This window comes from Litoribacter populi, assembly GCF_007483685.1.
In the GTDB taxonomy this organism is placed as follows: Bacteria; Bacteroidota; Bacteroidia; order Cytophagales; family Cyclobacteriaceae; genus Litoribacter; species Litoribacter populi.
The window spans coordinates 1616787-1629248 of record NZ_VMKN01000001.1 but is presented as its reverse complement, the minus strand read 5'-3'; the positions used below and the strand labels follow the sequence as shown (position 1 = coordinate 1629248).

The 12462-nt window shown below is 42.4% G+C and carries 12 protein-coding genes; 5 read left to right on the top strand and 7 right to left on the bottom strand.

Translation table 11 applies throughout. The features are described from left to right. The first annotated feature begins 60 nt into the window (after positions 1-60). Positions 61-222, top strand: coding sequence for a hypothetical protein (locus FPL27_RS19780; protein WP_185974319.1), 162 nt, complete (start codon positions 61-63; stop codon positions 220-222). Positions 223-492: 270 nt separating this feature from the next. Next, entirely contained in the window at positions 493-1332 is an 840-nt protein-coding gene (locus FPL27_RS07145; protein ID WP_143960436.1) for an SDR family NAD(P)-dependent oxidoreductase, read from the top strand. Here FPL27_RS07145 and FPL27_RS07140 read toward each other — a convergent pair. Continuing rightward, positions 1326-3194 carry an LTA synthase family protein gene (locus FPL27_RS07140; RefSeq protein WP_143960435.1) on the bottom strand — a complete coding sequence of 623 codons (1869 nt, stop codon included), beginning with the start codon at positions 3192-3194 and terminating at the stop codon, positions 1326-1328. The two genes, FPL27_RS07145 and FPL27_RS07140, sit on opposite strands and share 7 nt — an antisense overlap. Before the next feature lie 548 nt (positions 3195-3742). Between FPL27_RS07140 and FPL27_RS07130 the strand changes: the two genes are divergently transcribed. The 3 genes from FPL27_RS07130 to FPL27_RS07120 are packed head-to-tail and all read left to right on the top strand — an operon-like array spanning position 3743 to position 7109. Next, on the top strand, positions 3743-5083 hold the full coding sequence (locus FPL27_RS07130; RefSeq protein WP_143960433.1) for a sugar porter family MFS transporter: 1341 nt from the start codon (positions 3743-3745) through the stop codon (positions 5081-5083). Beyond that, positions 5080-5958 (top strand): carbohydrate kinase family protein, encoded by an 879-nt coding sequence (locus tag FPL27_RS07125; RefSeq protein ID WP_143960432.1) that lies wholly within the window; start codon positions 5080-5082, stop codon positions 5956-5958. Before FPL27_RS07130 ends, FPL27_RS07125 begins: the two co-directional genes overlap by 4 nt. 50 nt (positions 5959-6008) lie before the next feature. Beyond that, positions 6009-7109 (top strand): Gfo/Idh/MocA family protein, encoded by a 1101-nt coding sequence (locus tag FPL27_RS07120; protein WP_143960431.1) that lies wholly within the window; start codon positions 6009-6011, stop codon positions 7107-7109. Between the two features lie 65 nt (positions 7110-7174). Here FPL27_RS07120 and FPL27_RS07115 read toward each other — a convergent pair whose 3' ends face one another. The 6 genes from FPL27_RS07115 to FPL27_RS07090 all read right to left on the bottom strand — a co-directional run bounded on the left by FPL27_RS07115 (position 7175) and on the right by FPL27_RS07090 (position 12459). Next, positions 7175-7741 (bottom strand): porin family protein, encoded by a 567-nt coding sequence (locus FPL27_RS07115; RefSeq protein ID WP_143960430.1) that lies wholly within the window; start codon positions 7739-7741, stop codon positions 7175-7177. Between the two features lie 61 nt (positions 7742-7802). Further along, entirely contained in the window at positions 7803-8408 is a 606-nt protein-coding gene (locus FPL27_RS07110) for a porin family protein (RefSeq protein ID WP_143960429.1), read from the bottom strand. A 135-nt stretch (positions 8409-8543) separates the two neighbouring features. After that, positions 8544-9614, bottom strand: a complete 1071-nt coding sequence (locus FPL27_RS07105) for an alanine racemase (RefSeq protein WP_143960428.1) — start codon at positions 9612-9614, stop codon at positions 8544-8546. After that, positions 9614-10057 carry a GNAT family N-acetyltransferase gene (locus FPL27_RS07100; protein WP_143960427.1) on the bottom strand — a complete coding sequence of 148 codons (444 nt, stop codon included), beginning with the start codon at positions 10055-10057 and terminating at the stop codon, positions 9614-9616. Before FPL27_RS07100 ends, FPL27_RS07105 begins: the two co-directional genes overlap by 1 nt. Positions 10058-10062: 5 nt before the next feature. Continuing rightward, positions 10063-11502 carry a sodium:solute symporter family protein gene (locus tag FPL27_RS07095; protein WP_143960426.1) on the bottom strand — a complete coding sequence of 480 codons (1440 nt, stop codon included), beginning with the start codon at positions 11500-11502 and terminating at the stop codon, positions 10063-10065. Between the two features lie 207 nt (positions 11503-11709). Further along, positions 11710-12459 (bottom strand): succinate dehydrogenase/fumarate reductase iron-sulfur subunit, encoded by a 750-nt coding sequence (locus tag FPL27_RS07090; RefSeq protein ID WP_143960425.1) that lies wholly within the window; start codon positions 12457-12459, stop codon positions 11710-11712. Positions 12460-12462 lie beyond the last annotated feature (3 nt).

Below are 12462 nucleotides of genomic sequence, written 5' to 3'. Positions count from 1 at the left end.
ATATATCATATTATAATACCGGCTTTAAGTGTAAATTTACTTAGGTGAAATTTTAACACTATGAAGCGCCCATTTTTTCTATACCCGCTTTTAATGCTGCACGTCTTTCTGGGAGTGAGTGCTTTTGCGGGTGGCGGGATGTTGCTAAAGAATGAAAAAGAAGGCAACTTTTGGAATACTGATTTTTTTTGCGGTAAAAATCATGGGCTGCCGTCTGGCTAAATTATCCACCAGATGGAAATATGTTTGGTCCGCCCTTTTTCTCTATAGCAAGTTATGAGGTCAATAATCAAAACAGGATTTTGACGGGAGCAAGGCTGGCAGTGAGTTATAATTTTACGGAGTTGAGGTGAAATAAGCATGAGGCATAGCCTCAATTTTTAGGGTTCCATGGCTAAGCCTTAGAACAACCACCCACATCATTCCCTTAATTCAGAAAACTTAAACAATTGTGTCAGTTGAGACTTTTTTAAGTGGACTAATTAATGAAGCATGAAGTCGGGATTGAAAGGAAAAACTATTGTAATTACGGGAGGCAGCTCAGGGATTGGGGCGGCGGCGGCCAGGGAACTGTCCGGTAGAGGTGCAAACGTGGTTATTACGGGTAGGTCTGACCAGACCAAACAACTGGCAAGGGAAATCGGCTGTGAATACCATTTAGTAGATTATGCTGACCTGAACTCAGTCAGGGAGTTTGCCGAAAACCTATTGGAAAAACACCCCAAAATAGATGTGTTGGTCAATAATGTGGGAGGAGTATTTGCTGACCGGATGACTACCAAAGAAGGCAACGAAATGACTTTTCAGGTGAACCATCTGGCAGGTTTTATGCTTACCTTGCTTTTGAAGGAAAGGTTGGAAAAATCCTTCGCTATGGTTATTAATACATCGAGCATGGCCAACGTGATGGGAAAGATCAAACTGAAGGACTTTCAAAACGAGAAATCCTATAGCTCCATGAAAGCATATGGAAGGGCTAAACTGATGAACATTCTGCATGCCATGGAAGTTGTCAACCGTTTCCAAGGTGTGAAGGCAGGTTCCTTCCATCCCGGTGTAGTCTCCACCGGGTTTGCTCGTGAAGGAGGCTTTTTTGCTAAACTGTTTTACAACACCCCATTAAAAACCCTTTTCATGATCAGTCCTGAAAAAGGTGCAGACACCCTGATTTGGATGGTGACCAATCCTGACAAATGGAAAACCGGGGAATATTATTACAAGAGAAAGCCTGGAAAAAAGAATTCACAAATCTCCGATAAACTTGCCTGGAAGCTCTGGGAGCGATCCGAGAAACTTGTAAACTTGGCTATGACAAAAAAGGTTGATCAATAACCCGCATAAAACTCCTTGTTATCATTAAGCCAGGTGGAGAGGAAATATAGGAAAGGATACTCTTCCTCTTTACTCAATTTAAGTGCCTTTATTTCATAGGGATCATTCTGGATATCATAGACCTCTAACTTGTTTTGATAAAGGTTATAAATGGCTTTATGATCGGGTGACCTCATTCCTATCATATATTCGTTAAAGGTTGAAAAGAAATAGGCTAGCTGATTCCGGTCTTTATGGAATAAACTTTCGCCTTGCCAAACAGGTTCTGTGGGCATATTTAACACGTCTAAAACCGTAGGAATTAGATCAATATGACTTCCCACTACTTTTTTTGTTTGACCTGAAAACAGCTTTGGATTGAGAAAAAGAAGAGGAATTTTTACACTTTCTTCATACAGGTCAGCTCCATGTCCATTATTGCCATGTTGGCCAAAGGCCTCCCCATGATCTCCTACTACCACTACAAGGGTGCTGCTATCTTGGTCGCTCATTTTCAAATAATCCAACAGCTCCCCTAGCGCCTCATCACTCTGCCGTAAAGCATTCAGAAAAGTATTCAACCCTTTTTTCTCTACATAATCTTCCTCTTCATCGAAAACAAAATAAGGCCAATGAGTCTGTATCGTCCATAGCACACTGAAAAAAGGGCTGCTTATATGTTCCCTATTCCAGGTAGTAAAAGCATCAATCATACACCCCTCGGCCTTTCCCATTCCGACTCCTTCTGCTTCGGAAAAGAGAGTATCTTCACAAGGCATATTGTTCGAATCCATAATCTGGTCAAATCCTCTAATTGAAAGAAATTCGTTAACCTTGCTATATGTATTATCCGAGGTGTTGAAAAAAGAGGTATGGTACCCCTGGTCTTTAAAATACTTACTTATGGTAGGCCATTGGAGATATGGGTTTTCCACTATTGCGTTCTTATAGGAAATCATAGGATATACTGAACCTAGCATAGCATAAAGACTATTGGTCGTGTTGGGATTATGGGCATACACGTCACTAAAAACCAAGGCCTGATCCATATGCTTACTCAAATTCGGCATAACATGGTACACCGAATCATACCCGGGCACATACTCCGCTGACACCGATTCAAGAACAAACACTATGACATTGTTGATTCCACTCCCTTCAAGGTTAAAATTCAACTCGTCCAAACTACCCCTAAAATCGGGCAATTCTGTGGTGTAATTCTCCATATCAAGCACAAGTTTGGATGCTTCATTCGAACTTTCCCAATAAGATGTCACTAATACCTGTACGGGACTTTGAATCCTTTGATAGGCCCAGGTATCTTCCTGCTGTATTTTGCCAATCTTTGGAAAATGGTACATGAAATAGATGGTAAAAAAAACTAAACAAGCCAATCCCCACCCCAATTCACTTTTCCTTGAACCCGCCTGAATTTTTAACCCAGCCCAAAAAGCAAAAATCAATAACAGTAATCCAGCAGACAGATAAATTATAAATTCCCTTACTATTTCTGAATAAAAGAAAGTGTCCAATATATAGGTGCTACCAAAAATATCGGAATAATAAATCATCTGATAATTGATCGGACCATTCACAATAGGAAGGGCGAACACATTCACTATCGACAGAAAGAGCACGGCGAGGCTAATGATTCCATAAACAATTAGTAAAACTTTCTGATAATAAAGCTTCCTTGATACCAAAAACAACAAACAAAATAAAAGAGCCATCAGAAACACAATCTGCATTTCTCCAAAAGAAAACAATAGTAAAAGAAGCCAATACCCTACTGAGCTCACAGGTTGATCAATCTCCACTACCATGCTTTTCAGAACGATCAATAGAACTAACAAGCACATGGAAAAATAAAGTAACCTTTTCATAAAAATATCTTCAAAAAATCAATGTAGATCAAGATAAACAAGAATTTTAATAAATTCAAAAGTGATTAAAAAAAATGCTCTTGTATGGGCTCCTAGATACCAACAAATATGTCCACTTAAGCACTCCCAACTGTTCATTTCTGATACAGCAATTCCTCAAAACCCATCATACTCCTTGTAAAAGGCACTGGTATGGAACTTGGTGATAGAAATGGTAAACCTGAATCATGACTAACTTCCTACTCTGGTGCATACTGCTCATACTTTGCTGGCCGATTGCTTTGGCAGCGATTCTGCTATACCCTATTGTATGGCTTATCCTGTTGCCTTTTCGCTTACTGGGTTTTGCGGTGAATCTGTCCTTCGCTTTAGTGGCTGCTTTATTTATGTTGCCTTTTACGCTGGCAGGGCGGGGGTGAAGACTAATTAGAATGGGTTCTTGCGGCGGGCGCCGCAAACGCAACGGATATCTGGTACTTCGTACTTTGTACCCACCCCTTTCATTTCCTCTCTTTTTTACCTAATTTAAATAAACTTTTTACCGGTAGATGAAAAATAGAGGATACGTTTATTTTCTTTCCATAGTGGCAGCTCTGGGAGGATTTTTGTTTGGGTTTGATACAGCGGTGATCTCTGGGGCGGAAAGGTCCATCCAAACTAACTGGAACCTGAGTGACTGGTACCATGGTGTTGCGGTGGCCATAGCACTTTATGGAACCGTAATTGGTGCCTTGTTCGGTGGACTGCCATCTGACAAATATGGCAGGAAAAAAGTTTTACTCTGGATTGGCATCCTTTATTTCGTTTCGGCCTTGGGATCTGCCATGGCAACTGATGTCTATACTTTCATGATTTTCCGCTTTTTGGGCGGACTTGGCGTTGGAGCCTCCTCTGTAGTGGCCCCCATGTACATCAGCGAGATTGCCCCAGCCAATAATCGTGGAAAACTCGTAGCCCTATTCCAGTTCAACATTGTCTTCGGGATATTGATGGCCTATTTCAGCAATTATCTTATCGGTATCACTATCACCATGGATGCTTGGCGATATATGCTGGGTGTGGAAGCCATTCCTGCTTTGATCTATACCATATTGGTGCTCCGGGTCCCGGAAAGTCCCCGGTGGCTGGTGGTAAAAAAAGGCGATACAAGTTCGGCCTTGGCCATCCTGATGAAAACAGACCCAGATGCCGCCGAAGACATAGTCGAACGTGCTAGACCTGAAAACATCCGTAACGAGGATAGCTTGAATTTTTTCGCATTATTTAAAAAGGAATATTTCAGCATCACTGCGCTGGCTGTAGCCATAGCAGTATTCAACCAGGTATCGGGAATAAACGCCATCATCTATTTTGCACCAAGAATTTTTGAAATGGCAGGAATAGCCACAGAAAGTGCCTTATTGTCTACTATCGGAATCGGAGCAGTTAATCTTATCTGCACCATGCTGGGTCTTTTACTCATCGACCGAATGGGCAGAAGGTTTTTGATGATTGTGGGTTCGGCAGGATATATCGTCTCTCTTACCTTGATGGCGCTAAGTTTTCAAGGCGAGTTTTTCCCACCCGGTTGGCTACCAATATTTGTGTTTATTTTTATAGGTGCCCATGCCATTGGTCAAGGTAGTGTGATTTGGGTGTTCATTTCGGAGATCTTTCCCAACAAGCTCAGGGCAAAGGGACAGTCTTTAGGGTCATTTACCCATTGGATATTGGCGGCACTGATAGCCAATGTCTTCCCTTTTCTGGCGGGCACATTTGGACCGAGTTTAATCTTTGGCTTTTTTGGCCTGATGATGGTGGTTCAATTGTTTTGGGTCCTTTTCGTGATGCCGGAAACCAAGGGCAAGACATTGGAGGATATTGAAGTTATACAAAAAGCAAAGTTATGAAGCAGACCGTTTGTTTTGGGGAGGTACTCTTTGACCAGTTTAAGGACAAGGCCATACCCGGAGGGGCTCCCATGAATGTGGCGCTACATTTCCAACAGTTGGGATACCGCAGCCACATGTTGTCCATGGTAGGCAATGACCAAAAGGCAGAGGAGCTGCTGAATTTTCTAAAAGAAAGAAATCTTGACACTTCTTTTATCGGAACCAATGACTCTCTTCCCACCGGTCTTGTCATCGTGGACGATTCTGATCCCATGAATGTGAAATACGACATTGTAAAACCTGCCGCCTGGGATGCAATACCCTGGACAGCTGAGTCTCAGAAACTCATTGATGAATCTGATGTGTTTGTCTTTGGAAGCTTGGCCGTGCGGGAGGAAGTATCCCGTAATTGTTTATTGAAATACCTGAAAAACACTAAAACATTAAAAGTCTTCGATATTAATATAAGGCCACCTTTTGACGATCTAGAACTGCTAGAAAAAATCCTTGTCCACACCGATATTCTAAAAGTAAATGAGCAGGAATTGCAAATTTTAGCCGACTACCATGAATTCGGCGAGAATATAGAGATCGCTTGTGAAAAGCTAGAGGAAGCCTATGAGCTCAAGTTTATTTGTATGACCAGAGGGGCAGATGGAGCCTTAATATATCAAAACGGGGAGATTTTTGAACACGAAGGCTATGAAATTCAAGTAGTGGACACAGTTGGTTCGGGGGATGCATTTTTGGCAGCTTTAATTTTTGGCTATTTGGAGGGAGAAAAGCTAGAGGAGATGCTGGATTTTGCTTGCGCATTAGGAACTTATGTTGCCGGCCAGCAAGGAGCCACACCAATTTACGATGTAAATGAAGTCAAACGTATCATCGAATGAACAAAATCAACTTTAATTCCTTTTAATTTGACAGCCTATATATCAAACCTATGAACAGAAGAAACTTTTTACACAATACTATGCTTTCCACTTCCGCTTTGTCTTTAGCCAGCTTTCCACTCATCTGGCCATCCTCCAAAAAGAACTCAAAACAAAATAATGAGGACAAAATCGGCGTGGCCTTGGTAGGATTGGGCAGTTACAGCAAAAATCAATTGGCGCCGGCTTTAGAGCTGACTGAGCATTGTTACCTTTCGGGGATCGTAACAGGAAGCCCCGAGAAGATCCCGGAATGGCAAAAAAAGTATGACATACCCGATGGGAATGTGTACAATTATGAAAACATGGATAACATTGCCAATAACGATGACATTGACGTCATCTATATCGTACTTCCCAGTGGAATGCATGCGGAGTATGCCATCAAAGCAGCCAATACCGGCAAGCATGTGTGGTGCGAAAAACCAATGGCTAAAACAGTGGAAGAATGCCAGTCCATCATCGATGCCTGTAAGAAAAACAATGTCAAACTCTCCATTGGTTACCGAATGCAGCATGAGCCCAACACCCAACAGTTTAAAAAATGGGCGCAGGAAAAAAAGTTCGGGGAAACCAAAATGATAGAAGCTGTGGCGGGATTCTATGACTCTAGAACTGACCACTGGCGCTTGGACAAAGAATTAGGAGGTGGAGCACTTTATGACATGGGCGTATACGCCATCAATGCGGCTAGGTATGTGCTCCAGCAGGAACCCATTTCAGTAATGGCGTATGAAAGCACAACACGACCGGAGCTTTTTCACGAAGTGGATGAGACCATGAACTTCATTTTGGAATTTCCCGATGGGTTGAAGGCCAACTGTGCAACGAGTTTAGGCATTAGAATGAACCGGCTGATAGTTACAGGTCATGATGGGCATTTCAGGATGGAGCCATTCCAGTCCTACAGCGGTTTAAAAGGTTTTGCGTCGGATGGAACGCAGTTTAGCGACAAGATCAAAAACCAGCAGGCAAAGCAGATGGATAATGACGCCTTAGCCATTAAGGAGAATAAGGATGTAATGGTGCCTGGAGAGGAAGGGTTGAAAGATATTAAAGTGGTTGAAGCTATTTTTAAGTCAGCCGAAGAGGGAAGTAGAGTTGAAATTTAAAAACAGAAAAATCAATATCATGCTTAGATAAAAAAAACAGCCCCAAAGTTGGGGCTGTAGTTATTTTAGAAGTTTTTGCCGAGTGAAATTTTGACCACATTATGGCGGGTGTCCATACCGTCGTACTCGAGGCTGGTCATACCAAAATCATAACTTCCCTGCAGGTTAAACCCTAAAGGGAGGTTTAGACCTATACCCACTACTCCGCTAAGGTCATAATTCTTCAAATTATCGGTGGTTGTAAAACTAGTCGCTCCATCATAATTACGGCCGACAAGGTATGAAGCTTGTGGGCCAGCAAAAATATTCACTAATGGCAGAATGGTAACTCTAACCAACACCGGCACATCTATATAGTGAAGCCTGTCAGAAGTCGATCCCATTGAAGAAGCCTCTCCAGCCCTATAGCCTTTTTGACTATATTGAACTCCAGGTTCCACACTAATCAATCCCAGGGCATTAAATCTGAAATATGTTCCTGCATGAAAACCAGTGTAAGTTCCCGCCTCAATTCCTGAAATAGTGGGGTAATTCAATCCACCTCTTACGCCCACTTGTAAAAACTGGGCCTCCGCTTGTTGAAAACTGACGGCAGAAAACACCATCATGAAGGCAAATATTAACTTTTTCATAGACTTAAATTAAAAGCAAGCCCCTGAGTTGGAGCTTGCTAATTGCTTAGATTGGTTTATATTAGAAACTATAACCCAGGGAAACTTTGAACCCTCTGTTATAAATTTCAGCCTCACTGTCCTGGAACACAGGAGTCAGACCAAGGTCATAACTTCCCTGCACATTAAGACCCATAGGCAGATTATACCCTAGACCAAAAACCAGTCCAGCATCTAAGGAATTTACATTGTCTGTGTCCCAAACAAAAGTATTTCCAAACAAATCACCTTCAAAACGAGACCTAAGCAAGATAGAACCTTGAGGTCCCGCAAAGAAATTCAAACCATCAGTGGCATAGAATCTCAAGAGAATCGGTACATCAATATAATCTAGGATTGCTCTGCTATTTGCAAAGCCGTCATTTTGGGTACCTTTTACGGAGTAATAAGCACCTGGCTCAATGGAAAACCGATCGGTAATAAACATGTTACCATACAGGCCGGCATGGAATCCCGTTCGATTGGTGTAGCCATTGTTGGAGGCATCGCTTCCACCCCAATTGAAAAAGTTTACCCCGCCTCTAACACCGAAGTTAGCCACTTGGTCGGCTGCGGGAGTTCTCATTTGGGCATTAGCAGATAACGATAAAGTCACTGCCGCCATGATACCTAAAATTAGCTTTTTCATAAATTTAAAACGTTGGTTTATGCCCCATCTATTACGAAATCTATGCCAATAGGCCTAAAAAGGAGATAGCATCTTAAGGGGCTTTACAATGAACCCTTTAAGATGGCTATCTATTTAAGGAAATATGAAGTCTAATTATTTGACCCTCTTCTCTATATAGTTGGAATTGAGTATGGCCAACGCACCCATGTATTTAAGGTTAAATTTAATCAGGTCGCCGACTTTGTAATTACGCGGATTCTCCTGTAAATCTAAAATAAGCATATCTGAACTGGCACCTAGGATTTCAAATTCACCGTCTTCGGCAAGTAAATATTTGGGATCCACGTCCAGTAATCCAATGTCCAAAATGGCCCGGAAACTTGATTTCCCATACAAACTCTCATCTATATCCAGAATGTCTCCTTGGGGATTAGCCGCAAGCACGCCTGTTGGAAGTAGTGGCTTTTCCTGCATTTCGATAATTTCGGTAAAAAGCTCAAAGACATCCCCATGCATCCCATCGATAACTTTTTCCTCGAAAAGATCCACTCCAAAGTACAGAGTCTCCCCTACCCGGAAATGGTTAACGCCTTGGGGTAATTGATGTCTTAGCATAAGCGGTATCGTAACCGAGGTGCCAGCAGATACCCATGGTATCTTTTTATTAAATTTTAATTCAATGATTTGCTTATAAAGGCAAAGCTGGATAAGCTTATCGGTAGAAGGCATCACCCCATTGAGGCAATTGAGATTAGTACCGAGACCTATGACTTCTAGATTTGGAAGCTCAAATATTTGGGCATAAAAGTCAATCAGGTAATCCCCCATCACGCCTTCACGTAGGTCCCCGGTTTCGACCATGATAATAATTTTATGCTTTTTATTTTGGCGAACAGCCTCCTCGCTGATCCATTTGATAGTAGAAAGCTCACTGTTGAGGCTCACATCGGCATATTTGACCATGTCAACCATGTTCCGCTTGGAAGCCGGCTTGATGTAAACGGTTTGTACTTCTGGATTTAATTCTTTGACTTTGGCCAGGTTGCTAATTCTAGAATCATGAATTTCATCCACCCCTAAATCTATCAGCTCGTTGAGATACAGTTCATTGCCGCAAAGCAGTTTGGAAACTACTCCCCAGGCCACACCACTGTCCTTGAACTTGGCTTTAAGAAATTCAAAATTGGTTTTTAATTTATCCCTGTAAAGGTTTAAGAATGCCATTACTTTTTAAGTCTCATTTCTAAATATTTATTGGTAAAGCCCAAGCTCTCATATAGTTTTTTAGCCGGGTTGTCAGGCTCTACGTGTAAGGCGATATCACCACTAGCCGATTCTACGGCTTTTTGCATTAGCTTTTTACCTACACCTTTACCCCTTTGGGAGGCGTCAACGGCAATATAAACCAAAATGTACTCAGGAATATATCCAGACATTCCGGTTTCGTTAAGTACCACCGCCCCGACAATCTTTTCATCTTCTCTGGCTACGACAACAAAACCTCCTCCACGGCTCAATTCCGCATTAAGGGCATAATCAAGACATTTCATAATATCCTCTTTTGGGTCGCCATATTGGTCCAAATGCTGGAAAAGAAAAGATGCGATCTCATCCTTTTTATCATGATTGGCTTTGTCCGATGGTGTTATGGTTTCTAATTGTAACATATAGGTTATTGATTGATAATATAATTTCGTTTTTCTTTAGTTTTCATCTTATTTACTAGCAAAAATAACGCTAGAGAGGCTGTAACTCCAAATAAATTGGGGTCTAATCCAAATGGCAGCGGCCATCCACCTAGGGAAAGCACCAAGGTAGTCAATCCTCCGCCAACCATAGCCGACATGGCAGCCTTTGGGTTCGTATTTCCCCAAAACAGGGCCGCAAGCAAAGGTATCAGCAGTCCGGAAACCATAAAGGCGTAGGAGTATATCATCAGTTCCAGCACATTGGTCATTTGAAGTGCTATCATTAAAGCCACAGCCCCTATTATTAATGTAAACAACTGGCTAAGGCGCATGTTTTTCTTATCGGATTGGCGGTCAAAGAATTTTTTGAATAAGTCTGTTGTGAGGTTTCCGGAAGCGGCCATAAGACAAGAATCTGCTGTGGAAAGGACTGCTGAGAAGTAGGCCGACATCATCAAGCCCATGATCCCCGCGGGAAGTACGGTACTCAATAGAATTGGTAACCCCATTTCTGGGTCCATTTCTCCACCAACCGCTTCGATTAGTCCTTGCTCAAATGCTACTCGGGACAATAGTCCCAGCGCCACTCCCATAAAGGCCATAATAGGCCACTCAAAGAACCCGGCGATAAACCAAGCCTTCTTCGCTGAAGCCACATCACGGCTGGCAAAAATGCGTTGATACAAGGTCATGCCTACAAACCATATAGGCATGATGGTCACTCCCCAATTTACAAAATCTTGCCAACGCAGATTAGTAAGACTAAAGAATTCCGCCGGGAGGGTTTCCCTGATGGACTCCCAGCCCCCTACATGGTAATAACTGATTGGCAGACCAATGAAAATAAATCCTAGCAAAAGGATTATCCACTGAATAGTATCCGTATAGATCACTGCTTTCAAGCCTCCAAGAACTGTATACACAACAGCGATGATTCCCATAATGACCAAGGCGGTACTGAGGCTAAGCCCATCAAAGGTCCCTGAGGCAAGTTTGGCCCCAGCAAGTAACTGGCTTGATGTAAAGCCTAGATAGCCAATAAAGCAGATTAAGGCTGCTACTATGGCGACTTGATTGTTATAAAGATGCTTGAAGATTTGAGGAAAAGTATAAAAGCTGGCAAAAGCAGGATTGGATTTAACCCTAGGTATAAGATAAACTGCTGCAAGCCAAGCACCCAAAAGGCCTGTGAAAAGCATCCAACTACCCGATAACCCCATCACGAAACCAAGACCACCCAGGCCGACAGAAAAGCCCCCACCCACATCAGTCGCCACTACCGAAAGTCCAATGTGCCAAGGACCTATGGACCGGCCTCCGACGTAGTAATCATCTTGCCCAGTATTGCTGCGCATAAAATAATACCCCACTCCCAACATCACGATCATGTAAACAAAAAATATTATGAGGTCTATTAAAGCCATTTATAGGTGTCCTTCATGGACTGTTTGGTGAATCAAACCATGCAATTTAGGGGAATAAAAGGGAATTCCTAATTAGTATGCGAAAAGGGGGTGCAATGGTGATTTTTGAATGATGAATGAAAAAAATTAGGAATTAAGAATTTGAAATGAAAACTTGGTTTCCATCCCTAATTCTTAATTCCTAATTGTAAATTGTAATAAAAATTATCAGGTATTCTCGCTACTGGCTACGGCAGAGAAATACTCCCGATTCATTCTTGCAATATTGGTCAATGAAATGCCTTTTGGACATTCGGCCGAGCAGGCACCAGTATTAGTACAGGCACCGAAACCTTCCGCGTCCATTTGGGCAACCATTTTCTCCGCTCTTTCTTTCCTTTCAACTTGTCCCTGAGGCAAAAGAGCCAACTGGGAGATTTTGGCAGAAACGAATAGCATGGCAGAAGCATTTTTACAGGCTGCCACGCATGCTCCGCAACCAATACAGGTTGCCGCATCAAATGCCTCATCAGCAATCAACTTTGGAATTGGAATCTCGTTGGCATCAGGAACCCCACCAGTGTTTACACTGACATAACCGCCTGCCTGCTGAATTCTGTCAAAAGCAGAACGATCGGTGATCAAGTCTTTCATCACCGGAAAACCTGCTGCTCTCCAGGGCTCAATAGTAACGGTATCCCCATCGGCAAAAGATCTCATGTGCAGTTGACATGTGGTCGTCTGCTGAGGGCCGTGAGGATGTCCATTGATGTATAGGGAGCACATGCCGCAGATACCTTCTCTACAGTCATGGTCAAAATGAACAGGGTCCTCCCCTTTTTCGGAAAGCTGCTCGTTCAATACATCCAGCATTTCCAGGAACGACATATCCTTAGAAATGCCGCTTACTTTATAGTCTACAAAACCACCCTTGTCTTTGTGGTTTTTCTGTCTCCAGATTTTTAAGGTTAAATTCATCAC

What these genes read in the sequence shown, in the direction of transcription:
- FPL27_RS19780 (WP_185974319.1), top strand. Translation starts at nt 61, where the DNA reads ATGAAGCGCCCATTTTTTCTATACCCGCTTTTAATGCTGCACGTCTTT.
- FPL27_RS07145 (WP_143960436.1), top strand. Translation starts at nt 493, where the DNA reads ATGAAGTCGGGATTGAAAGGAAAAACTATTGTAATTACGGGAGGCAGC.
- FPL27_RS07140 (WP_143960435.1), bottom strand. Translation starts at nt 3,194, where the DNA reads ATGAAAAGGTTACTTTATTTTTCCATGTGCTTGTTAGTTCTATTGATC.
- FPL27_RS07130 (WP_143960433.1), top strand. Translation starts at nt 3,743, where the DNA reads ATGAAAAATAGAGGATACGTTTATTTTCTTTCCATAGTGGCAGCTCTG.
- FPL27_RS07125 (WP_143960432.1), top strand. Translation starts at nt 5,080, where the DNA reads ATGAAGCAGACCGTTTGTTTTGGGGAGGTACTCTTTGACCAGTTTAAG.
- FPL27_RS07120 (WP_143960431.1), top strand. Translation starts at nt 6,009, where the DNA reads ATGAACAGAAGAAACTTTTTACACAATACTATGCTTTCCACTTCCGCT.
- FPL27_RS07115 (WP_143960430.1), bottom strand. Translation starts at nt 7,741, where the DNA reads ATGAAAAAGTTAATATTTGCCTTCATGATGGTGTTTTCTGCCGTCAGT.
- FPL27_RS07110 (WP_143960429.1), bottom strand. Translation starts at nt 8,408, where the DNA reads ATGAAAAAGCTAATTTTAGGTATCATGGCGGCAGTGACTTTATCGTTA.
- FPL27_RS07105 (WP_143960428.1), bottom strand. Translation starts at nt 9,614, where the DNA reads ATGGCATTCTTAAACCTTTACAGGGATAAATTAAAAACCAATTTTGAA.
- FPL27_RS07100 (WP_143960427.1), bottom strand. Translation starts at nt 10,057, where the DNA reads ATGTTACAATTAGAAACCATAACACCATCGGACAAAGCCAATCATGAT.
- FPL27_RS07095 (WP_143960426.1), bottom strand. Translation starts at nt 11,502, where the DNA reads ATGGCTTTAATAGACCTCATAATATTTTTTGTTTACATGATCGTGATG.
- FPL27_RS07090 (WP_143960425.1), bottom strand. Translation starts at nt 12,459, where the DNA reads ATGAATTTAACCTTAAAAATCTGGAGACAGAAAAACCACAAAGACAAG.